Origin of the sequence: Actinoallomurus liliacearum (assembly GCF_039542035.1) — a bacterium.
Taxonomy (GTDB): domain Bacteria; phylum Actinomycetota; class Actinomycetes; order Streptosporangiales; family Streptosporangiaceae; genus Actinoallomurus; species Actinoallomurus liliacearum.
The window spans coordinates 947,556-969,099 of record NZ_BAABHJ010000008.1 but is presented as its reverse complement, the minus strand read 5'-3'; the positions used below and the strand labels follow the sequence as shown (position 1 = coordinate 969,099).

Below are 21,544 nucleotides of genomic sequence, written 5' to 3'. Positions count from 1 at the left end.
CCTGGCCGCGGCGTACGGAATGCTCGGGAAACGCGATTCGAGAAGGGGCAAAGCGCCCAGATCTCCACTGGGGGGCAGACCTTTCCCGAGCCTTCCGTACGACCGACACCGCCATACCGGTCAGCCGATGTAGCGGACGGCGTGGTCGGTCATCACGTCGCCGCCTCCGCTGGAGTACAGGTCGGTGACGTGGACGCTCTTCGTGCCACGCGGTGGCGCCGCCTCGATGATCTTGTTGTTTCCGAGATACAGGGCGACGTGGACGATGTGCTCGGCGTGGGTCTTCCAGAAGATCAGGTCGCCTCGCCGCATCTGGCCGCGCGGGATCTTGGTGCCGTTGCGGTACTGCGCTGAAGAGCTGCTGCCGATGTCGATGCCGGTGCCTTTCCAGAAGGCGTAGAGGGTCAGACCGGAGCAGTCGAAGCCGAGGACGTTGTAGTCGTGGTGGCCGCCCGGGCTCGCGTCGGCGATTCCGCAGGCCGGGCCGCCTTTTCCGCCGGCGCCCCAGGAGTAGGACAGGCCCCTGCCGGTCATCGACGCCGCGGCGGCGACCACCCGTTCGATCCTTTCCTGGGGACTGCCACCGGTCGGGCCGGCCGGCCCGTCGTTGCGGCCGTGGTCGGCGCACGCCCGGGTCTGTGCCGCCTGCGCGCCGAGGCCGGCCGCTCCGGCGAAGGCCGGCGCCGTGGCCAGGGCGGTACTCGGGGTCGTGAGGAGCAGTGTCACTGCGGCGGCGGCTGCCGCGCCACTGATCGTGATGCGCATCGTGCGTCCCTTCGGTTCGAGGTCGGACGGCTCCGATTCAGCCCGCGCCGGTAGTGGTCCGGCCACCGGCGCCTGTTCGGGCGAACAGTGTCCGGCCTGCTCAGCAGCGCTGCACCATGACGTTCGGGAACTGTCCGCATCCGAATGGTCACACAGAGGGGGCGCGGAATGGGGGAGGCGCCGACCCGGCTCTCCGGCGAGCTGCGGCGGTTGCACGAGGGCGGCCGGACGGCCGTCCTACCGTCGGCTGGTGGACCTGGCCCGGCAGCGGCGGCCCCCGGTCAAGCCGGCCGTCGCGACACTCTCGGAGTGGATGTCCGGCAAAGCCGTACTGGGCCGCCGCCGGTGCCGTGGTCGCCGCAGCGGCGATCGCCGGCACGACCACGGCCCTGCTCATAGGCCACCGGCCGGCCGGCGCCCACGACGCAGGCGTGCCCGATCCCGGCCCCACCGTCGCCGCCGCCGACGGCACCGCCAGAGCCTCTTCGACGACAGAGCCTGGCGCCGGGGCACCGAACCCTGACCCTCGAGATCGGTCGGGGCCGGGCGTCCGCGCCGGGCGTTGGGCGATCAGGGTTTGCGGGCCATGCCGCCCAGCGTCTCGACTCGGGGTGGGAGGCCGAAGGGGCTGTGTTCGGGGCGCCACTGGGAGACCGGGACCACGCCGGGTTCCAGGAGTTCCAGGTCGTCGAAGAAGCGGGTGATGTTCTCGGGAGAGCGCAGGTGGTACGGCACCGCGCCGCCGCGGTTGTACCGCTGGTGCGCCTCCCGGCGCTCGGGATCGGTGTCGGTGCCGTCGCTCAGCACCAGGTGGCTGCCGGACGGCAGGGCGGCCAGCAGCCGGCGCACGATCGCGTACGGGTCCTCCCGATCGTCGATGTGGCCCATGATCCCCATCAGCATCAGCCCGACCGGGCGGCCGAGGTCGAGGGTCCGGGCGGCGGCCTCGAGGATGCGGTCGGGGTCGCGCACGTCCGCGTCGATGTAGTCGGTGGCCCCCTCGGCGGTGCTGGTCAGGAGGGCGCGGGCGTGCGCCAGGACGAGCGGGTCGTTGTCGACGTAGACGATCCGCGACTCCAGGGCGACGCGCTGGGCGATCTCATGGGTGTTGTCGACGGTCGGCAGGCCCGTGCCGATGTCGAGGAACTGCCGGATTCCGGCCTCTTCCGCCAGATGGCGCACCGCGCGGGCGAGGAAGTGCCGGACGGCGCGGGCGGCGTCGACGATGCCCGGGAAGACCTCGGTGAACTCGTCACCGGCCTGCCGGTCGACGGGGTAATTGTCCTTCCCGCCGAGCCAGTAGTTCCAGATCCGCGCCGAGTGGGGCACGGTCGTGTCGATCTCCGGTGAGGCCGGCCGGTCGGGTTCGGGGAGTCCGTGGTCGGCTCCGGAGGGCTGTCGATCGGATGCGTGCGCGTCGTCGGTCACGGGGAAGACCTTTCCTCGATGCCGCTGGAGGGATGCCGTAGGGCAAACCGTCCAATCCGGTTCGCACCGCCGAGGCTATCGTGAGAGGCTTCGAACGCGATCAGTGTCGGCGACGACTGTGGAGCGGAGAGTAAACGGCATGGTCACTGGCCCCCTCGCTGGTGGCGTGGCCGACAGCGCTCTGCTGGCCTACCGCCAGGCCGGTCCGACGGTGCTGCGGATGCTCGTCGGCGCCCAGCTCCGCAGGCTGCGCGAGGCGCGCGGCCTCACCTGTCAGAGCGCCGGCGCGGCCATCCAGGCGTCCCACTCCAAGATCAGCCGCCTGGAGCTCGGGCGGCGGGGTTTCAAGCAGCGTGACGTCTCCGAGCTGCTGACGCTGTACGGCGTGGACGGCGGCGCCGAGCGCGCGACCCTGCTCGAACTCGCCGAGCTGGCCACCGAACCGCCGTGGTGGCGGGAGTACGCCGACGTGGTCCCGCGCTGGTTCGAGGACTACCTCGGGCTGGAGCAGGCCGCCAGCGTCATCCGCACGTACGAGGTGCAGTTCATCCCGGGTCTGCTGCAGACGCCGGAGTACGCCCGCGCGGTCATCCGCCTCGCGCACCGCGAGCAGTCCGAGGCCGTCATCGACCGGCGTGTCGCGCTGCGGATGAAACGGCAGCGGCTCCTGCTCCACCGGCCGAACCCGCCGAAGCTCTGGGCGGTGATCGACGAGGCCGCGCTGCGCCGTCCGATCGGCGGCGCGGACGTCATGCGCGCCCAGCTCCGCCACCTCCTCGAGGTCGCCGAGCTGCCGAACGTCACCGTCGAGGTCATGCCGTTCAGCGCCGGCGGCCACGCCGCGGCGGGCGGCCCGATCACGCTGCTGCGCTTCCCCGAGGACGACATCCCCGACGTCGTCTACCTCGAGCAGCTCACGAACGCCGTCTACGCCACGAAGACGAGCGACGTCGACTACTACTGGCACGTGCTGAACCGCGTCGTCATCGAGGCGGAGCCGCCCAACGCCTCCGTCAAGATCCTCCAGCGGATCCTCCGCGAGACCTGAGTTCCGGCGGGGCGCATATCCTTCGAGGTGAGCTCCGCGGACACCACTGAGAGGTCCCGCGCTCGATGCGAACACTCCTGATCGATAACTTCGACTCCTTCACCTACAACCTCTTCCACCTGATGGCCGAGGTGAACGGACGCCCGCCCGTGGTCGTCCGCAACGACGTCGAATGGTCCTCGCTCGACCCGCGCGACTTCGACGGCGTGGTGATCTCGCCCGGTCCGGGGCGTCCCGGCCGGAAACGGGACTTCGGGGTCAGCGCCCGCGCGATCCGCGACTGGGACCGGCCCGTGCTCGGGGTCTGCCTCGGTCACCAGGGGCTGTGCGAGCTGTTCGGCGGCACCGTCGGGTACGCCCCCGAGCCGATGCATGGCCTCGCGTCGCCGATCCACCATGGCGGGCGGGACCTGTTCGCGGGAATCCCCTCGCCGTTCACGGCCGTCCGCTACCACTCGCTGGCCGTGACCGCGCTGTCGGAGGAGCTCGAGCCGCTCGCGTGGACACCCGACGACGTCCTGATGGGCGTACGCCATCGGGAGCGGCCGCTGTGGGGCGTGCAGTTCCACCCGGAGTCGATCGGCACCGAGTACGGCCGGGAACTCCTCGCCAACTTCCGCGACCTCGTCGGCTCGCACGATCGCGTCGGTTCCCAAGACCTCGGCGGTCACCGCACCCGCTCGCCCGCACGGGCGGCGTCCGCCGTCCCGGCTCCGGCCCGCGCCCCGGGCGAGCCGCCGTACCGGCTCGAGGTACGGCGGATCGATCGGGCGCCGGATCCGGAGACCGCCTACCGGGAACTGTTCGCGGGCCGGCCGCGGAGCTTCTGGCTGGACGGCGCGGCCGGGGCCGCCGTCGGGTCCCGCTTCTCGATCATGGGGGACGGGACGGGGCCGCTGGCGGAGTTCGTCACCTACCGGGTGCGCGAGCGGACCGTACGGGTCGAGCGGCCGGGGCGGCCCGTGGAGCTCCTGCCAGGACCGGTCTTCGACTACCTCGACGCCCGCCTCCGGGAACGCGCCCTGCCGCCGGACGAGCGGCTGCCGTTCGACTTCTCCCTGGGCTACGTCGGCTACCTCGGGTACGAGCTGAAGGCCGAGACCGGTGGCACGGCCACGTACGACGCTCCGACGCCCGACGCGGCGCTGCTCTTCGCCGACCGCGCGCTGGTGTTCGACCACCGGGAGCGCACCTGCTTCCTGCTGTGCCTCGGCGAGGGCACCGACGACCCGCGCGCCGCCGCGTGGCTCGACGCGACCGAGGCGCGCGTACGCCGCCTGCCCGCCGAGGGGGAGCGCCCGCCCCCACCGAGCCGCGCGCCCGCCCTGCCGTACGAGCTGCGGCACAGCGAGGACGCCTATCTCAAACGGATCGCCGAGTGCGGCCGGGAGATCCACGACGGCGAGTCGTACGAGATCTGCCTGACCAACATGGCCGTCGCTCCCGTGGCCGCCGACCCGCTGCGGACGTACGCGTTCCTGCGCCGGGTCAGCCCGGTCCCGTACGGGGCGCTGCTGGACTTCCCGGGTGTCGCGGTGCTCAGCGCCTCGCCCGAGCGTTTCCTGTCCGTCGGCGCCGACCGTGTCGTGGAGTCCAAGCCGATCAAGGGCACCCGGCCGCGCGGCGCGACGCCGGAGGAGGACGCCGCCCTGCGACACGAGCTGCGCGCCAGCGCCAAGGACCGGGCGGAGAACCTGATGATCGTCGACCTGGTCCGCAACGACCTCGGCGCCGTCTGCGAGGTGGGGTCGGTGCACGTGCCGCGCCTGTTCGCGGTCGAGACGTACGCCCCGGTGCACCAGCTCGTGTCGACCGTCCGGGGTGTGCTGCGGCCCGGCGCCTCCGCCGTCGACTGCGTACGGGCGGCGTTCCCCGGCGGCTCGATGACCGGGGCGCCGAAACTGCGCACCATGGAGATCATCGATCGGCTGGAGGACGGCCCGCGCGGGGTCTACTCCGGCGCGCTCGGCTGGTTCTCCCTCAGCGGCGCCGCCGACCTGGGGATGGTCATCCGTACGATCGTGATCACGCCCGAGACGGTCGGCTTCGGAGTCGGCGGAGCGATCGTGGCGGCGTCCGACCCGGCCGCGGAATTCGAGGAGACGCTGGTGAAGTCCCGGGCGATGGCGGACGCCCTGGGCCTGAGCACCGCGCCCGACGCCGGCTGAGCCCGCCGAGCGCCGACCGAAGTGAGTGAATCATGACGGTTCGGGTCGGTATCGTGGCGCGAACGATGACTATGACATTCGGCCCCACCACGGTGCTCGGTGACCGGTACCGCTTGGTCGAGCGCATCGCCGTCGGCGGCCAGGGCGAGGTCTGGCGGGCGGAGGACACCGCCCTCGGCCGCCCGGTCGCGGTCAAGCTCCTGCGCGGCGAGTACGCCGACAGCGCGGAGTTCCGCCAGCGGTTCCGCCTCGAGGCGCGGAACGCCGCGGCCCTGTCGCACCCCGGCATCGCCCAGGTCTTCGACTACGACGAGGGCCGAGGCGACGAGCCGCCGTACCTCGTCATGGAGTTCGTGGAGGGCGAGTCCCTCGCGGCGACGATCTCCCGGGACGCGCCGACGCCGCCGGACCGCGTGCTCGAAATCATCGTGTCCGCCGCGACCGCGCTCGCGGTGGCGCACGCCGCCGGGCTCGTGCACCGCGACGTCAAGCCCGGGAACCTGCTGGTGGGCCGCGACGGCTCCATCAAGATCACCGACTTCGGGATCGCCCGTGCCGTGGACGCCATTCCGCTGACCCGGACCGGCATGCTCATGGGCACCCCGCTGTACCTCGCGCCGGAGCAGGCGACGGGCAAGCAGGCGACGGCCGCCACCGACCTGTACGCCCTGGGCATCATCGCCTTCGAGATGCTCACCGGGCGGCCGCCCTACGAGGGACCCGCGACCGCCGTGCTCGTGGCGCACCGCGACACCCCGCTGCCCGAGCTTCCGGCGTCCGTGCCCTCCGGTCTCCGCGACATGGTCCGCGCGCTGACGGCCAAGGACCCCGCGATGCGGCCCGCCGGTGCGGCGCTGGTCGCCGAGCGGGCCGCCCGGCTACGCGACGATCCGGGCGTCACCGTGGCCGGCGGGACCCGGGTGGACGGGGTCGCGCTGCCACAGCAGTACCCGGTCGGCGCGGCGACGCCCCCGTCGTACCCGGTCGGCGGCGCGACGCACCACCCGCCGGTCGGCGTCGGGACGGGCCACCCGCCGGGCGGTGCGACCCAGGTTCTGGCCATGCCGACGGCCGACGAGCCGGCCGGGCGCCGCCGGGCGCTCCCGCTGGCGGTCGGGGGCCTGGCGATCGCCCTGCTGGCGGGGGGAGTGGGCTGGTTCGCCCGCCCCACGTCCCCGCACCACCCCGCGACCACGCCGTCGTCCTCCGCGCCGGCCTCCCGGCTGTCGCCGACCGTCCATCGGACGTCGTCCCGGCCCAAGGTGCAGGCCACGCTCAAGCGGCCCAGGCCGCGCCCGAAACCGCAGCCGAAGAAGCACAAGAAGCCCGGACACGGCAAGCACCACTGACCGCCCACGGCGACCGCGGTGCGGCGCTCATCGCCTGGGAGACGTGCCTCCGTCCCGGCCGGGACGCGGCGCTCACCGCTGAGGGGCCGCGCCTCCGTCCGGACCGCGGCCGTCGCCTTCCGCGGACCCGTCGGCGGCGGTCTGCGCGGCGATGCCCGCCACGGCGGCCGGGCCCACCGCGTCCGGAGTCCCCGTGCCGTCGGGGGCGCTCGTGGTGCCGGGCGCGGTCGGGGCGGTCTCGGCGTCGGGGTTCGCCGTCGGCGGGCCGACGGCGGCGGACAGGACCTGGGCGTTCGGGAGGTGGTAGTCGCCGTCCTCCGACTCGAGCCGGACGTACGTCAGGCCGATCTCCAGCACCGTGCCCTGAAACTCCCCGCCCAGCGGGCCCGACGACAGCCGTACCTCGTCGCCGACGGTGAAAGGCCTCGACAGCAGCAGGATGATGCCGGCGAAGAGGTTGGCGAGGGTCTGCTGGGCCGCGATGCCGACGAGCACTCCGGTCAGCGCGCCGCCGAGCACGAGCTGCCCCACGGGCAGACCGAACAACTGCAGCGTGACCACGAGGGTCGTGAGCCCGCCGATCAGCACGAGGACGAGCCGCACCATCGTGGCGTGGCTGGTCCCGAAGCGGGGCAGCATGAGGTCCCGCGCCCGGCCGGACAGGCCCAGCGTCGCGGCGAACGCCAGCAGGCAGAACACCGCCGCGCACCCGACGGCCGCGAGCTGCCAGGGCAGCCGCTGGCCGGGGGGCCGGGACTGCTGGCGGGCGAGGATCGACCCGGCCATCGCGAGGACGGCCAGCACCGTCGCGATGATCGAGCGCCACGGCCGTGCCCGGCTGCGAACCCTGGCGACCTGATCGGCCAGGTGGATCTGGTTCACGCACGCCCCCCGTCACGATCGTTCGCTGAATCGCGCGCATCCTATGGCACGATCCGGCCGATAACGCGTCAACCGCGGTCGCAGGAGTTAGCGTCCAAGAAGGTGACACGCGAACCGCGATGGGGGGTCTCATGGGCGCGCGAACCCGGGCCGACGACCACGACGTCGACCTCGCCGCACTCGAGTTCTGGGCGCGCCCCGCCGAGGAGCGACTGGCGGCCTTCGCGCGCCTGCGCTCGTACGACGGGCCCGTGTTCGTCAGGGAGAAGCGGGTGCCGTTCGTCCGGGACGGGCGGGGCTTCTACGCGCTCGTACGCCACGCCGACGTCGTGCACGCCAGCCGGAACGCCAAGGTCTTCAGCAGCGAGCCGGCGGCCACCTCGCCCGAGCCGCCGCCGTGGATCGTCCTGCTGTTCGGACGGCCCATGGTGAACATGGACGATCCACGCCACGCCCGGCTGCGGCGGATCGTCTCGCGCGCGTTCACCCCGCGCCGGCTGGGCCGCATCGACGAGCACATCACCGCGACCGCCCGGGAGATCGTCGACGATGTCTTAGCGCGCCGGTCGGGCGACTTCGTGACCGACGTCGCCGCGCGCCTGCCCATCAAGGTGATCTGCGCGATGATGGGCGTTCCGGAGCGGGACCACGCGAAGGTCGCCGCCTGCGTGGACGCCATGACGGAGTACTCCGGGGTCCGCGGCGACGTCGTACGGCTCCGCACGCTGCGCCTCCTGGCGGGCAACCTCAAGGCCATCGTCGTGCTGCACCGCCTGGTCGCGCGGCTGGGCCGCGAGCGCCGCCGCCGACCGGCCGACGACCTGGTGTCGGCGCTGGTGACCGCCGACGTCGACGGCGAGCGCCTGTCGCTGCGCGAACTGGGCGCGTTCTTCGACCTGCTGCTCGTGGCCGGGAACGAGACGACTCGCAACGCGCTCGCGCACGGGCTCAGGCTGTTCAGCGAGCATCCGGAGCAGCGGGCGCGGCTGCTCGCCGACTTCGACGGCCGGATCGGCGGGGCGATCGAGGAGATTGTGCGCCACGTGTCGCCGATCATGCAGTTCCGGCGCACGCTGACCTGCGACTACGAGATGAACGGGCAGTCCTACCGCAAGGGCGACAAGGTCGTGCTGTTCTATCTGTCCGCGAACCGGGACGAGAGCGTGTTCGCCGACCCGGACGTCTTCGACATCGGGCGAACTCCCAACCCGCACGTCGGCTTCGGCGGTCCGGGGCCGCACCTGTGCCTGGGCGCGAACCTCGCCCGGCGGGAGCTGACCGCGATGTTCCGGGAGCTCTTCACACGCGTGCCGGGAATCCGGGTGACCGGCGAGCCGGAGTACCTGCTGTCCGGCTTCGACAACGGGATCAAGCGCCTACCGTACGAGATCTGAGGCGAATCGTCGTGGCCTTCCGCTCGCGCCTGCCCATGCTGATCGTCCTCGCCACCCTGTTCGTGGCGCTGATCGCGACCCTCGGGTTCGCGGTTCAGCGCGCGGCCACCTCGAACCGGGAGGAGGCGCGGCCGATCGGCGTGATGGGGGCGCCCGGTGTCACCGACTGGCCGGTGTGGGGTTTCACCCACACCGACTACAGCGCCGACGAGGGCCCGGCCAGCGGCACCGCCGCGAACGCCATCGCACACCGGCCCGTGCTGCAGAACCAGCACATCATGGGGTGGGGCGCGGACAACCCGGAGCCCTCGCCCGGGACGTTCGACTTCCGCTCCCTCGACCGGCGCATCGAGTACGTCAGGAAGACGCACGGCGTTCCCATCATCACCCTGTGCTGCGCTCCCGACTGGATGAAGGGCGGCAAGCCCGGTCAGACGGACTGGAGCAGGCTCGAGGTCGCACCGACCCGGGACCACTTCCGCGACTACGCCGAACTGGCCGCCACGGTCGCCCGGCGCTATCCGGACGTGCACTACTTCGCCGTCTGGAACGAGCTCAAGGGCTTCTTCGACAAGACGGCCGACCGCTGGAGGTACGAGGACTTCACCGACTTCTACAACACGGTGTACGACGCGGTGAAGGCGGTGAACCCGAAAGCCCGGGTCGGCGGGCCGTACATCCCGATGTACAGCTTCGTCGGCGGCACTCACCGGTCCGCGGTGAGCGGGCCGTGGGGGAGCGTCGACCAGCGCGTCATCGACGCCGTCGACTACTGGCTGGCGCACAAGCACGGCGCCGACTTCATCGCCGTGGACGGGCCGACGGCCAGCGACGACCGGGACGTCTACCCGGACGAGGTGACCGCCCTGGACAAGCTCGGCGCCATCAACGCCTGGCTGCGCTCGAAGACGAACCTGCCGATCTGGTGGGACGAGTACTACGTCGAGCCGGAGAGCCTCCCCTGGACCGAGAGCAAGCGGATCGCCATCAACGCGGCGGCCCTCATCGAGCTGGCCAGGACCGGCGTCACCACCGTCCTGTACTGGAACAACGAGGCCCAGGACGCGCGCTGCCAGGGCTGCCTGTGGATCAGCACCCTCGTACGGAACGGTGGCGCGCCCGGCGGCATGCTCACCCTCCTGCAGGACTTCGCCCGGTGGTTCCCGGCGGGGACGAGGCTGGTCGGCCTGTCGTCGACCGACCCCCGGGTGCGGGTGCTCGCCCAGCCGCGTCAGGCGGTCGCCGTCAACGTGAGCGACCGCCGGGTCCGCACCCGGATCGACGGAGAGGATCTGACCTTCGCTCCGTACGAGATCCGCTGGCTGGATCGCTAGGGCGGCCCGGCGATCGTCGTTTCAGCTAGCCCGCTCAGTGCCTGCCGTGCCCGAACCCGCCGTGCCCGAACCCGCCGTGGCGGAACCCACCGTGCCTGAACCCACCGTGCCTGAACCCACCGTGCCTGAACCCACCGTGGCGGAACCCACCGTGGCGGAACCCCATGCGGCCGTGCCGGAAGTGCCCGAAGCGCCCGTGCCGGAAGTGCCCGAAGCGCCCGTGCCGGAAGCGTCCGTGCCGGAAGTGCCGGAAGCGGCCGTGGCGGAAGTGACGATGCCTGAAGCGATGGTGCCGGAAATGGCGGCGGTGTCGGAAGTGACGGCGGCGGTGGTGGTCGCCCTGGACCACGGTGACCTGGTCGGTCGTGCCCCGGGCGGCACCCGTCGGCGCCGTGCCCTCAGGGACGGCGCCGGCCGGTGCCGTGGTCGCGCGGGCGGGACCGCGGATGAGGCCGGTCTGCGCGGTCGCCGGCGTCGCCGCGAACACCACGGCCGCGGCCGCGGTGCTCAGCAGGCCGACTACGGCGCTCTTCTTGGTCAGCACATCGAACTCCTTCTGCCGAGTACGGAAAATCGGGCTGATCTCGCGTGAGGCTCGGAGTGAGAGGGGCGCCGGAGTGGCCACTCCGGCGCCCCGTGCGGTGGACCGTCACGCCCCGCCGTACGCCTCAGGGCGCGGTCGTCCGACGCCGACCGTCGCCGTCGTCATCCGGCGACGTGTCGGCGTTCCGGTCAGTCGACGAACGCGGCGGCGTCACCGGCGCGCGCGAATACGCCGCCGCCGCGAACGACCGCCGTGGCACCGCCGTCCCTGTCACCGAAGAATCGGCCGCGGCCGATGAAGTCGTCATCGTCGTCGAACCGGCGGCAGCAGCCGCGGCCGCGGTCCACGAAGCCACGGTCGACGAAGCCGCGGTCGAAGAAGCGGCGGGGCTGGAATCCCTCGTTCCTGGCGATGGCGACGTTGTTGTTCCGGTTGTGGACGCGGACCCGGACGATGATCCGATTGACGTTGACGTTCCGGTTGCGGTTGTGGTTGTGCGCGCTAAAGCGGTGGTGCCCGTGCCAGGTGGGAACCTGGGCGGACGCGGGCGAACCGGTGAGCAGGATGCCGGCTGTAGCGGCGGCGGCTATGAGGCCGCCGGCGGCGCTTGTCGTCTTCAGCACGTTCATCTCCTTCTTGCCGGAAATGGCCCGATGGCCATCAGCGCCCGTTTTGGGCGCCATAGCCGTACTTTCCCGATAACTCTCCTCAGGCGGCAATCTCGGCGTAAGTTGCCTATAAAAGCGGCGAAGACGACACCAGCCCCGGGGCGGGAGTTCGTACTCCCTGCCCCGGGGCTGGTCATTCTGTCGGCGGCTCTTTACCTACTGGCTGATGCCATGATTTGCAGGAAAAGGCCGCTTATTTTGTTCGGAGGCGGTGTCACCGCCACCCCCATCGGTTCGAGCCGCCGACGTGGCCCGCGTCGCTGGACGCTATGTCACTCGGGTCAGACGCCTGGTGCTTCAGCGGCGCTGGCCGTCCTCGTTGTTGAACTGGTCCTCCCGCTGCCGCTGGTTCTGCCGCTCGAACTGGTTCTGCCGCTCGGCCTGGGCCTGCTCGTTCCGCGCGACCGCGATGTTGTTGTTGCGGTTGCGGATCCGGAGGCGGATGTGGTTGAAGATGTCGTTCTCGTTGCCGTTGAAGGCGCGGTGCCGGTTCGCGAAGAAGAAGTGGCTGCGGTGCGAGGAGCAGCAGCCGCCGCCGCCCCAGCCGCCGCCGCCCCAGGTGGGCGTGGCGGACGCCGGCGAGCCGGTGAGCAGCACACCCGCGGCCGAGGCGATCACGAGGCCGCCCATGGTGAAGGACTTCTTCGACATCTCAATCTCCTGTCAGTGCTCGTTTCGAATGATGTGGCAGGTGGTCAGGGCGTCTGCCACTCGCTGCTCCCGGCGCCTTCCTCGGAGCTCGCGCTCTGGCTCGCGTTCTGGCGGGCCGGAGCGGTGCCGGGATCGCGCGCGACGCCGTTGTCACGTGCGACGCCGTTGTCGCGTGCGGCGCTGGGGCCGCCGGCGACCTGTGGCCGGACCTGTTGGGTCGTCCCGGCCGGTGCCGCCAGGGGAGCGTTCGCGGGTCGGAGAGCGGGGCGGCGCGTTTCCGTGCCGGGGTCCCCGTCCTGCTGCCGCTGGCGCTCGAACTCGCGCTGCCGCTGCAGTTGCAACTGCCGTTCACGCTGATTCTGGGCCTGGCCGTTCCGGGCGATCGCGACGTTGTTGTTCCGGTTGTAGATGAAGATTCGGATGAAGATACGCGGACGGTTGTGATTGAGACTCACGTGTCCGTGTCTGTGCATGAAACGGAAACTGTGGCGATGGTGGTGCCAGTAACCGGCGAGGTCGGCCTGGGCGTTCGCTGGCGAGCCTGCGAGCAGGATGCCGGCGGTGGCCGATACCACCAAGCCGAGAGAGGCGCTTCTCCTTTTATGCACGCCGATCTCCTTTCGTCGTCGGGGAGAAGGGCGCCGGAGGTTCTCTCCGGCGCCCTTTCCTGACCGGACGGCTTGCGGATTGCACCGCGTGGTTCTTCAAGCCACCGCCGTGTGATGCCGGCGATCACCGCCTTGGGTCAGCCCCCCTGGGCTCAGACGCCCGGGGCGCCCGGGGCGCCCGGACGGTTGTCGTCCCGGTTCCGCCGCTCCTGCTCCTCCTGCCGCTGGCGCTCATCCTGCCGCTGGCGCTGCCGCTCGAACTGGAACTGGTTCTCACGCTGGGCCTGCGCCTGGTCGTTCCGGGCGATCGCAACGTTGTTGTTGCGGTTGCGGATGCGCAAGCGGATGTGGTTGAACAGGTCGTTCTCATTCGCGTTGAAGTTGCGGTGGTGCGAGAAGTGACGGAAGTGGTGGGACGAGGACCAGCCGCCACCACCCCAGCCGCCGCCGCCCCACATGGGCGCGGCGGACGCCGGGGAAGCGGTGAGGATCGCACCCGTAGCGGTGGCGATAGCCAGACCGCCGATGGCGAACGTCTTCTTCAGCACGTCGGTCTCCTTATATCTCGGAATGGCGCGATGGCCTTCGCGAAACGGCGTTGGCCGCCCGGTTTCGGGTGGACGCCGTTGTTTGTAACATTCCCGCGCACTTTCTCGGCTAGATCACTACAGGGTAAGATGGCACTAAAGAGCGAATTCAAGAAACCGGACTTTTCGTCTTGTTCCGCGACCTGTCCGCTCATGGCCCCGCACATTGGACGGGTCAATCTCCTGAGCAAGATCGGATCTTGTCCTGGAGTCCGCCTCACGCGGTGTGTCGCCGTCGGCGGGCCACCCCGCCGCGGCTAGGTTCGAGGCGCCATTCCTACGGCCGCGGCCTCCGCGCTCAGCCGTCGAACGCCCAGGACTCGTCGTCGCCGTCCATATCTACCGGGCTCTCAAATGGCGTTTCTGGCGAATTCCCGCGTTTGGTGCGGATTGCCCAGGCTGGGACCATCAGCCCCGCGGAGACGGCCGCGACGGCCACCAGTCCGCCACGCGGCGACCACATCGAGCAGACCAGCATGACCTCGGCGACGGCGGCGTTCAGCGCGATCGCCACCAGGCCGGCCAGGATGCCGCGGGCGGCCCTGTCAAGACCGGCGAGCAGCCAGGCCGTACAGCAGGCGGGCGTGCCGAGGGCCAGCGCCAGGGCGAGCGGACCGGGGCGCGGTGCGCCGGAGGGTGGGAGCGCGACGGCGACCAGGCCGGCGAGGAGGAGCGTCGCGGCCGCCGGGAGGAGCATTCGTCGTCCGCGCATCACGACCCCAACACCAGGAAACGCTCGACGATCACTGCCGCCAGGACGAGCAGCAGGAAGACGGACGCACGGGTCAGCGGCCGCAGCCGCCGCTCCTGGCCCGGCCCGAGGCGCAGCCGTACGGCCTCGCGCGCGACCAGGAGGACCATCAGCAGCGGGAGTACCACGAGGCCGATCGGGGTCCAGCTCGTCGATCCGAACCGGAAGTGCCGTGCCCGGACAGGGGTGGCCGGGACGCCCGGCGGGGGTGTGCGCAGCGCGTAGACGGCGGCGTCGCCGTCCACGAACACCGGGCGGAGCTGCGGAGCGGCCGCGAGCGCCGCCCGCATCCGGCCGGCGTACGAGGCGGGCAGGCCGTAGTTGTAGTGGTTGTAGGCCTCGTTGGCCTGGCTGGTGACGAAGTAGCCGCCGGGCTGCTCCTGGAGCGCCGCGATGATCCGGGAGATGTCGGACGGGTTCGCGGGAGCGCGGACGGCGGTGTAGTCGAACCGCTCCATCGCCCGCTCGCCCCACGGCATCATCGGGAAGTACCCGGCGTCGTCCTGCGGGTCCGCCTGCCACACGACGTTGATCACGCCGGTCGGGGTCTGCCGCAGCATCGTCTCGAACGCCCGCACCTCGCCGGGCCGTACCTGCTCGAACGTCTCATTGCCGAAGCGGACGAACAGGAAGCCGCCCGCCAGCAGCAGCCCGCACAGCGCCGCGCCGCCGACCGCGAGGGTACGGCGGGGCGCGGCGAAGGTCGCCGGGAAGAAGGCGTACGCCGCGAGGAGACAGGCGCCTGGAAGGACGAAGAAGTACACCCGAAGCGCGATCTCGCCGCCGTAGTTCTGCAGGCCCGCCGCGAGGAACGGCGCGGCCAGCAGGACCAGCGCCACCCGGTCGTCGAGGCGGTGCAGCCGCCGGCGTACGGCTCCGTAGACCGCCAGCGACATGGTCACGGCGGCGATGAGGATCCGCACGAGCTGCACCGTCGCCAGGCTCTCGCTGCCGTTGCTCACCCGGCCGGCGACCCCGCCGGTCAGGTTGGACAGCAGCGCGCCCGCGCCGGAGAACAGGTCGCCGATGTGCCCGGCCCAGTACGCCGTCGCCATGAACCCGACCCAGCCGGCCACCATCACCGCGAGCAGGACCGGCAGGCCACGGGCCGTGCAGCGCCGTACGACCACGAGCCCCGCGCAGGTGAACAGGGTGAGGAACGGGGTGAGCTGGTGGCTCGCCGTGGTCACCGCGAAGATCAGCACGAGGAGCACCAGCAGGACGGTGCGCGTACCGGCCGGGGCGTCGACGGGCGGCCGGTCCCCGGCGGCCAGCGGCCCGCGGACGAACGCCCGGAGCCGGCCCGTGGCCGGCCGCCAGTCGGCGGGGCGCACCGGGGGGCGGAACCAGTTCAGCAGCACGCCGACGAACAGCAGGTACAGCAGGTAGGTGAAGCCCTGCGGGCTGAAGTAGTCCTGCCCGACCCAGTCCACCACCACGAACAGCCACGCGGCCAGCCAGCACGCGCGCCAGTTCGCGCGCATCGTCCGCAGGATGAGGTACAGCGGCGGGAGGTAGAGCACCTGCGCGGCGACCGGCGCCCAGTGCAGGAGCGGCTCCAGGTCGCGGAGGCCGGCCACCCGGCTCACGAAGGCGACGAGCGCGAAGAACCCCGGCCAGCTGAACCGCGCGTCCAGCGCGTAGTCCGCCGCGCCGGTCCGCCGGATGTACTCCACGAACCCGTAGTGCTGCCAGGCCGTCTCCGGCCGGGCGTACGGCTCCAGGGCCGGGGCCAGGCCGTGCAGCGCGACGACGATCGAGACGAGTTGCAGGAGCAGGAGCACCCGGCGTTGCCGGTTCAGCCACAGCGTGCCGAAGAACGCCGCGACCAGCAGCCCGGCGCCCACGAGGGTGGCGACCGGCAGCACCGAGATCAGCCCGTATCCGTTCATCCGGGCGAGCCGCACGTGCCGCAGCGGCAGCCAGTACAGGCCGAGGCCTGCGGCGAACAGCGCCCACACCGGCCAGGCGGCCCGCGCCCTGCTCGGCCGGCGCGCGGCGACCCGCCGCGCGGGCGACCGCACCGGACCGGGCACCACCACCGCCTCAGGCGCCGCTCCGGGTGCGGCCTCGGATCCGGCCTCAGGCACCGCTTCGGGCTCCGCCTCAGGCACCGCTTGGGGGGCGGCCTCGGGTGCCGCTCCGGGTGCCTCAGTCGTCGTGCGGTCTTCGGGCGCCGCAACGGGCGATGGCGCGGGACGGATCACCCGGAGCATGGCCGGGAGGACGGCGACGGCGAGCGCGACGGTGACCGTCAGCACGGCGTATCCGGGGCCGGTCGCGTGCGCGCCGCCGGGCAGCAGGAGCAGGAGCGCGAGCACGCCCGTGAACCGCACGCCCTGCAGCAGCGCGACGAGCCGCGTGCGCCGCCGGACGCGCAGCACGCCGATGTACACCTCGATCAGCGCCTTGGGCAGGACGGCCAGGGCGAGCAGCCGCAGCAGCGGGGCGCCCTCGCGGGCGTACCCGGGGCCGAAGACGGACAGGCCGAGCCGGGCGCCGAACAGGATGACCACGACGGCGGGCAGGAGGATGAGAGTGATCCGGACCAGCGCCGAGCGGCAGGCGGTGGCGAGCCCCCCGGCGTCGAACGCCCCCTCCACCGTCAGCGACGTCGCCATGTTGACGGCCAGCACGTCGACGGTCGCGCCGAGCACCCACGCCAGGTAGAAGTACGCGTTCGTGCGCGCGTCCAGGCGGGTGGCGACGACGACCGGCACGAGGTTGCACAGGGCGTAGTAGAAGAGCGTTCCGGTGTAGTCGCCGGCGAGGTACCGGCCGATCTCCGCGCCGGTCGGGACCGGCCGGTCGCCGTCGGCCGCGGCGGCGTGGCGCGGGATGAGCCGCTGGTGGACCAGGCCCTCGACGGGGATGAGGAGGAGCAGCGCCGCCAGTACCCAGGAGATCGCGATCCCGTCGTCCGGCAGCGCGCCCGCCAGGGCCACGAGCAGCACGATCTTCATGGCGGCGAACAGCGTGTTCTTGCCGAGCACGCCGGTGGCGTGCCGCAACCCGGTGAGCACCCCGTCCTGGGCGGTGAACAGGCTCCACGAGACGACGGAGACGACGAAGAAGATTCCGGTGCTCGCCCCGGACAGGTGCGCGAACGACGGACCCCACCAGCCCAGCGTGAGCAGGAAACCGACGGCGAGCGTCGCGGCGGCCGTGATGCCCGCGAGGTACGTCCGCAGCACGAGCCGGCTCGTGCTCTGCCCCATCTCCGGGACGAACCGGATGAGGATGAAGTTCAGCGCCGTCAGCCCGCCGAGGAACATCATGGCCTGGTTCTGCGCGGACTGCCGGCCGACCTCGGCGGGCGGGTAGAACCGGGCGGCGAGGAGCCAGTAGCCGAGCCCGAGGACGCCGGTGAGCCCGCCGTTGATCATCAGGGCGTACGCGTTGCGGAACAGCGGATTGGACAGCTCGCTCCGCAGGGCCGCCATGGGCTCCAGTGTCGCCCCTTCGTCCGTTCGCGCAAGTGTCCTGAGGCGCGTCACACGGTTCCTCGGAGGCGTCGTACGGCGTAGCGCGACCGGCGGACGACCGCGTACCCCTTGGTCAGCGCGTGGTCGACCAGGAATCCGCGGCCGCGCAGCGCCCGCTCGAACGCGGCGATCGATGTACCGGCCCGTACGGTCACCCGGGGCACGGCCAGCCGGTCGGCGCCGTCGGCCGCCAGGGCGTTCGCGACCGCGCACGCCGCGTCGTACCCCGCCGCCCGGACCGCGCGGCGCACGCGCTCGCTCGAGTAGCCGTACGGGTAGGCCATCGTCGTCACTGCGCGGCCGACGCGGTCCTCCAGGAGCCGCCTGCTGCGCAGCAGTTCCGTGCGCAGCACCGCGTCGCGGAGCTGGTCGAGCTCGGCGTGGCTGTGGCCGTGCCCGCCGACCTCGATCCCACAGGACGCGATCTCCGCGACCTGGCTCCAGCTGAGCGTCCGGCCGAGCGGCCGGCCCGCGGCGTACGGCCCGGCGTCCCGGATCCAGCCGGTGGTCACGAACACCGTCGCGCGGAAGCCGAACCGGTCGAGCAGCGGCAGCGCCCGTTCGTGGAAGTCGGCGTACCCGTCGTCGAACGTGATCACCACCGGCCGCACGGGCGCCCGGCCGCCCTCGGCCAGCTCACCGAAGGTGATCGGCGTGCGGCCGGTGTCCCGCAGGTAGGCGAGCTGCTCGGCGAACGCCTCCGGGCGGACCGCGAGCCGATCCGAGCCGCCGATGGAGTGGTACATCAGGACCGGAACGGGAGCGGACGGTGCGTCACCCATGGGACCTCCTGAGGGGACCGGACGCCCGGTGAGAACCGGCGGTGTCCCGGGACGGCCGGAGGGAACCCGCGGCGTACCCGGACAACGTGAAGGCGAGCCCCGCCACGATCGCCCCGGCCCGCCCGAACCCGGCCGGGTCGCCGGTGAGTGCGGCGCGCACTCCCCGCGCGACGCCGCGCGGCAGCTCGACGAGCGCGTGCCGGCGTTCGCTGGCCAGCCCGTCCCCGACCCCGACGCTCCGGGTGACCATCGCCTTCGACAGGCCCTCGGCGTAGCAGCGGGTGCGGAAGTACGCGAAGCGCGCCCGCTCGCCGGGCACGCGGTGCCAGATCACCGCGCGGTCGTCGAACAGCAGCACCGTCTCCGGCGCGGCCTGGCGCAGCCGGATGCAGAACTCGGTCTCCTCGCAGCCCAGCGGCCGTTTGCCCGGGGCGCGCCCGATCCCGCTGCGGAAACCTCCGGCCACCTCGAACGCCGCGCGCCGGAACGAGGCGTTGCCGCCCATGAGGTTCCGGATCGGTCCGGCGGCCATCCCGCGGTAGGTGCACCCGACCACCCATGCGAACTCCTCGGGGAACCAGCGGGGCGCGTCGGACGGCCAGAGCGGCAGCGTACGGCCGCCGACCCCGGCGACGTCCGGCTCCGCGTACCCGGCGGCCAGCACGGACAGCCAGTCGGGATGGGCGACCGCGTCGTCGTCGAGGAACGCGACCACCTCGCCGCCCGCCGCGGCCACGCCGGTGTTCTTGCCGCCGGACAGGCCCTGCGGCCCGGTGTTCGGAAGCACCCGGACGTCCGGCAGCGCGGCCTTCAGGCGGGCCAGCAGCGCGTCATTGTGGTCGACGACGAGGATGATCTCCTGCGGGGCGAGCCGCTGCGCCCGTACGGACTCGACGGCGGCCAGGACGTCGTCCCAGCGCTGCTCGGTGTAGGCGCAGATGACCACGGAGATCTTCACGCGGCGTTCCCCTTTCCGACCGCGGCGCGCCCGGCCGTCGCCTCCTGGACTCCGGCCGCGCGGCCCTTCGTGCGCAGCCGGGCGTACGTCCGCAGCACCCGGTCCGCCCCCGCGTACAGCGCCGGGTGGGCCAGCACCGCGCTGCGCGCCCGGCGCACGGGCGCCTCGCGGATCCAGTGCAGCCCGGCGGCGGCCGACACGCGGGCGGCACGGCCCTCGGCGATCGCGAACTCGGCGTTCTTCAGCCAGTCCTTGTACTCCCGGCCGCCCCGGCCCATCGCGATCCAGCCGATCCCGGCGCCGGCCGCCGCCTCCGCCATCCGCAGGTGGCCGACCATGCCGGGGGAGTACCGGCCGAACTCCACGTCGTACGCGGGGAACCAGCCCGCCATGACCGGGCCCGCCCGCAGGCCCAGGTGCGCGGAGACGGGACGGCCGCCCGCGCGCAGCACGCTGAGCACGCCCACGCCGGTCTCGTGCAGGTGCGTCACCAGCGCCACGATCCAGGGCACGGCGAACCGGTCGGTGCGGCCGGTCCGGCGGTACTGATCGGACTTCCACGCCATCAGCCGCCACAGCTCCGCCGGGTCCCGCTCATCGAACGTGTAGGTCACCTGCCCGGCCTCGCGGCCGAGCTTGCGCTCCTTGTACCGGACGGTCTTCAGCGTCTTCGGCGACCGCTTCCGCGCCTCCTCCGCGTACGGGGCGAACCCGGCGCGCAGGTCCATCACCGGTTCGACGCGGGTCTCGGCGTGGTACGCCGCGAACGCCGCCTGGTCGGCCAGCAGGTGGTCGAACTCCCACACCGACAGGCGGCAGGCGCGCAGCAGCGCCCGTACGTCGAACTCCAGGTCCGGCGGCCCGATGAGACCCTGGCAGTCGGTCAGGCCGGCGCCGATCGGGCGGCCCAGCCCGAGCGCGTGCCGCTCGTACGGCAGGAAGCCCACGACGCCGGTGCCGTCGCTCAGCACGGCCACCCGCGCGTCGGGCCGGAACCGGCCCACGGCCAGCGTGAACTTAGGAGACAGGAACGGGTTGCCGAGGGCCGGGCCGGTGCTCTGGAGTGCGCGCCAGCGCGCCAGCTCCGGCTCCCCGAGGTCCTCCGGGCGCGTGATCTCGAACCTCACCCGGGGGCCTCCTCCAGGTGGACCTGCTCCAGGGCCGCCCGCTCGCGCGCGCTCCGCTCCAGAGCCGTCCGTTCGCTCGCGAGGGGCCCGCGCGGGACGGTACGCGGCCGGGACCGGTTCGCGGGTCCCCGCCGGCCCTGGACCATCGTGCGCAGCACCCGCAGGCCGTCCCGGGCCGCGTTCAGCTTCGAGACGCCGGACCTGCGGTCGAGCTCGTGGCTGGGCACCTCGGCGATGCGCAGCCCGGTGGTGACGGCGTTGACGCACAGCTCCGTCTCGATCTCGAACCCGTCGGCGGCCAGGTCCAGCCGGTCGACGACGGAACGGCGCAGTGCGATGTATCCGTAGCACAGGTCGGTCCAGCGCACGCCGTACAGCACGTTCGCGAGCCTGGTCAGCCAGAGGTTCCCGGCCCGGCGCAGGAGCGTGAGGTCGTCGGAGCCGCCGCCCACGCAGTAGCGGGACCCCTTGACGACGTCGAACCCGCAGCAGATCAACGCGACGAACGCGTCGATCTCCCTGGGGTCCATGCTGCCGTCGGCGTCGATGGCGACGATGACGTCGCTGGTGGCGGCCCGGAAACCGGCCCGCATCGCCGCGCCCTTCCCGGCGGGCGGCTGGCTGATGACGACGGCGTCCGGCCGCAGCCGCCGGGCCACGTCGGCGGTGCCGTCCGCGGACTCGCCGTCGACGACGACGACCTCGTCCACCCCGGCCAGGCGGGGCAGGAGCCATCGCAGGTTGGCGGCTTCGTTGAGGGTGGGAATGACGGCCGTAACGGTCGGCCATGACGCGCGGTGTCGCGCGACGTCCAGATGATGCAGGAGCGCGCCGGTTCGGACGCCGGCGCCGTGGAAGAAGTCCGGCTCGTGCATGGTGGTGCCCCCGGTTAGGCAGGGGAGACTCGGAGGGGACGAGATCCTGCCGAGGTCGACTGACACCATCGATCGTCTGCCGGACGGCGTGGAAAACCCTCCCCCGCATGACGCAACCGGCCTACGTCAGCCGGAGGGAT

Annotated in this window: 19 protein-coding genes; 6 read left to right on the top strand and 13 right to left on the bottom strand. The window is 72.2% G+C overall.

Going from position 1 to position 21,544, the window contains the following annotated elements; all coding sequences use genetic code 11:
• Positions 1–120: 120 nt before the first annotated feature.
• Positions 121–765 (bottom strand): C40 family peptidase, encoded by a 645-nt coding sequence (locus tag ABD978_RS19385; RefSeq protein WP_345355853.1) that lies wholly within the window; start codon positions 763–765, stop codon positions 121–123.
• A gap of 570 nt (positions 766–1,335) precedes the next feature.
• Positions 1,336–2,106 (bottom strand): SAM-dependent methyltransferase, encoded by a 771-nt coding sequence (locus tag ABD978_RS19380; protein ID WP_345355964.1) that lies wholly within the window; start codon positions 2,104–2,106, stop codon positions 1,336–1,338.
• A 226-nt stretch (positions 2,107–2,332) separates the two neighbouring features.
• Here ABD978_RS19380 and ABD978_RS19375 point away from each other — a divergent pair, with 226 nt between their 5' ends.
• The 3 genes from ABD978_RS19375 to ABD978_RS19365 all read left to right on the top strand — a co-directional run bounded on the left by ABD978_RS19375 (position 2,333) and on the right by ABD978_RS19365 (position 6,758).
• Positions 2,333–3,241, top strand: a complete 909-nt coding sequence (locus tag ABD978_RS19375; RefSeq protein ID WP_345355850.1) for a helix-turn-helix domain-containing protein — start codon at positions 2,333–2,335, stop codon at positions 3,239–3,241.
• A gap of 65 nt (positions 3,242–3,306) precedes the next feature.
• A complete protein-coding gene (pabB, locus tag ABD978_RS19370) occupies positions 3,307–5,409 on the top strand; it encodes an aminodeoxychorismate synthase component I (protein WP_345355847.1) in 2,103 nt (700 codons plus the stop codon).
• 65 nt (positions 5,410–5,474) lie between these two features.
• Positions 5,475–6,758, top strand: a complete 1,284-nt coding sequence (locus ABD978_RS19365; RefSeq protein WP_345355844.1) for a serine/threonine-protein kinase — start codon at positions 5,475–5,477, stop codon at positions 6,756–6,758.
• Between the two features lie 72 nt (positions 6,759–6,830).
• Here the strand turns inward: ABD978_RS19365 and ABD978_RS19360 are convergent, their stop codons facing one another.
• The gene (locus ABD978_RS19360) at positions 6,831–7,640 is read right to left on the bottom strand and encodes a mechanosensitive ion channel domain-containing protein (protein ID WP_345355841.1); all 810 of its coding nucleotides are present in this window, start codon (positions 7,638–7,640) and stop codon (positions 6,831–6,833) included.
• A gap of 131 nt (positions 7,641–7,771) precedes the next feature.
• On the opposite strand from ABD978_RS19360, the gene ABD978_RS19355 reads away from it, so the two are divergent.
• From ABD978_RS19355 to ABD978_RS19345, 3 genes are read left to right on the top strand one after another with little or no spacing between them, the layout of a single operon-like run.
• Entirely contained in the window at positions 7,772–9,034 is a 1,263-nt protein-coding gene (locus ABD978_RS19355) for a cytochrome P450 (protein ID WP_345355838.1), read from the top strand.
• A gap of 11 nt (positions 9,035–9,045) precedes the next feature.
• Positions 9,046–10,368 carry a GH39 family glycosyl hydrolase gene (locus ABD978_RS19350; protein WP_345355835.1) on the top strand — a complete coding sequence of 441 codons (1,323 nt, stop codon included), beginning with the start codon at positions 9,046–9,048 and terminating at the stop codon, positions 10,366–10,368.
• A gap of 46 nt (positions 10,369–10,414) precedes the next feature.
• Positions 10,415–10,960, top strand: coding sequence for a hypothetical protein (locus ABD978_RS19345; RefSeq protein ID WP_345355832.1), 546 nt, complete (start codon positions 10,415–10,417; stop codon positions 10,958–10,960).
• Between the two features lie 140 nt (positions 10,961–11,100).
• On the opposite strand, the gene ABD978_RS19340 is transcribed toward ABD978_RS19345, so the two are convergent.
• From ABD978_RS19340 to ABD978_RS19295, 10 genes are all read right to left on the bottom strand, one after another.
• Positions 11,101–11,631, bottom strand: coding sequence for a hypothetical protein (locus ABD978_RS19340; protein WP_345355829.1), 531 nt, complete (start codon positions 11,629–11,631; stop codon positions 11,101–11,103).
• Positions 11,632–11,877: 246 nt separating this feature from the next.
• Positions 11,878–12,231 (bottom strand): hypothetical protein, encoded by a 354-nt coding sequence (locus ABD978_RS19335; protein ID WP_345355826.1) that lies wholly within the window; start codon positions 12,229–12,231, stop codon positions 11,878–11,880.
• Positions 12,232–12,275: 44 nt separating this feature from the next.
• A complete protein-coding gene (locus ABD978_RS19330) occupies positions 12,276–12,839 on the bottom strand; it encodes a hypothetical protein (protein WP_345355823.1) in 564 nt (187 codons plus the stop codon).
• Between the two features lie 152 nt (positions 12,840–12,991).
• A complete protein-coding gene (locus tag ABD978_RS19325; protein ID WP_345355820.1) occupies positions 12,992–13,387 on the bottom strand; it encodes a hypothetical protein in 396 nt (131 codons plus the stop codon).
• A gap of 337 nt (positions 13,388–13,724) precedes the next feature.
• Positions 13,725–14,138, bottom strand: coding sequence for a hypothetical protein (locus tag ABD978_RS19320; RefSeq protein WP_345355817.1), 414 nt, complete (start codon positions 14,136–14,138; stop codon positions 13,725–13,727).
• The gene (locus tag ABD978_RS19315) at positions 14,138–17,620 is read right to left on the bottom strand and encodes a hypothetical protein (RefSeq protein ID WP_345355814.1); all 3,483 of its coding nucleotides are present in this window, start codon (positions 17,618–17,620) and stop codon (positions 14,138–14,140) included. The genes ABD978_RS19320 and ABD978_RS19315 overlap by 1 nt, the downstream gene beginning before the upstream one ends.
• A gap of 50 nt (positions 17,621–17,670) precedes the next feature.
• Positions 17,671–18,444, bottom strand: a complete 774-nt coding sequence (locus ABD978_RS19310; RefSeq protein WP_345355811.1) for a polysaccharide deacetylase family protein — start codon at positions 18,442–18,444, stop codon at positions 17,671–17,673.
• On the bottom strand, positions 18,437–19,402 hold the full coding sequence (locus ABD978_RS19305; RefSeq protein WP_345355808.1) for a glycosyltransferase family 2 protein: 966 nt from the start codon (positions 19,400–19,402) through the stop codon (positions 18,437–18,439). The genes ABD978_RS19310 and ABD978_RS19305 overlap by 8 nt, the downstream gene beginning before the upstream one ends.
• Positions 19,399–20,529, bottom strand: coding sequence for a GNAT family N-acetyltransferase (locus ABD978_RS19300; RefSeq protein ID WP_345355805.1), 1,131 nt, complete (start codon positions 20,527–20,529; stop codon positions 19,399–19,401). The genes ABD978_RS19305 and ABD978_RS19300 overlap by 4 nt, the downstream gene beginning before the upstream one ends.
• Complete coding sequence (locus tag ABD978_RS19295) at positions 20,526–21,404, bottom strand: glycosyltransferase family 2 protein (RefSeq protein ID WP_345355802.1); 879 nt, start codon at positions 21,402–21,404, stop codon at positions 20,526–20,528. Before ABD978_RS19295 ends, ABD978_RS19300 begins: the two co-directional genes overlap by 4 nt.
• Positions 21,405–21,544 lie beyond the last annotated feature (140 nt).

What these genes read in the sequence shown, in the direction of transcription:
- ABD978_RS19335 (WP_345355826.1), bottom strand. Translation starts at nt 12,231, where the DNA reads ATGTCGAAGAAGTCCTTCACCATGGGCGGCCTCGTGATCGCCTCGGCC.
- ABD978_RS19295 (WP_345355802.1), bottom strand. Translation starts at nt 21,404, where the DNA reads ATGCACGAGCCGGACTTCTTCCACGGCGCCGGCGTCCGAACCGGCGCG.
- ABD978_RS19385 (WP_345355853.1), bottom strand. Translation starts at nt 765, where the DNA reads ATGCGCATCACGATCAGTGGCGCGGCAGCCGCCGCCGCAGTGACACTG.
- ABD978_RS19315 (WP_345355814.1), bottom strand. Translation starts at nt 17,620, where the DNA reads ATGGCGGCCCTGCGGAGCGAGCTGTCCAATCCGCTGTTCCGCAACGCG.
- ABD978_RS19375 (WP_345355850.1), top strand. Translation starts at nt 2,333, where the DNA reads ATGGTCACTGGCCCCCTCGCTGGTGGCGTGGCCGACAGCGCTCTGCTG.
- ABD978_RS19320 (WP_345355817.1), bottom strand. Translation starts at nt 14,138, where the DNA reads ATGCGCGGACGACGAATGCTCCTCCCGGCGGCCGCGACGCTCCTCCTC.
- ABD978_RS19365 (WP_345355844.1), top strand. Translation starts at nt 5,475, where the DNA reads ATGACTATGACATTCGGCCCCACCACGGTGCTCGGTGACCGGTACCGC.
- ABD978_RS19310 (WP_345355811.1), bottom strand. Translation starts at nt 18,444, where the DNA reads ATGGGTGACGCACCGTCCGCTCCCGTTCCGGTCCTGATGTACCACTCC.
- ABD978_RS19355 (WP_345355838.1), top strand. Translation starts at nt 7,772, where the DNA reads ATGGGCGCGCGAACCCGGGCCGACGACCACGACGTCGACCTCGCCGCA.
- pabB (WP_345355847.1), top strand. Translation starts at nt 3,307, where the DNA reads ATGCGAACACTCCTGATCGATAACTTCGACTCCTTCACCTACAACCTC.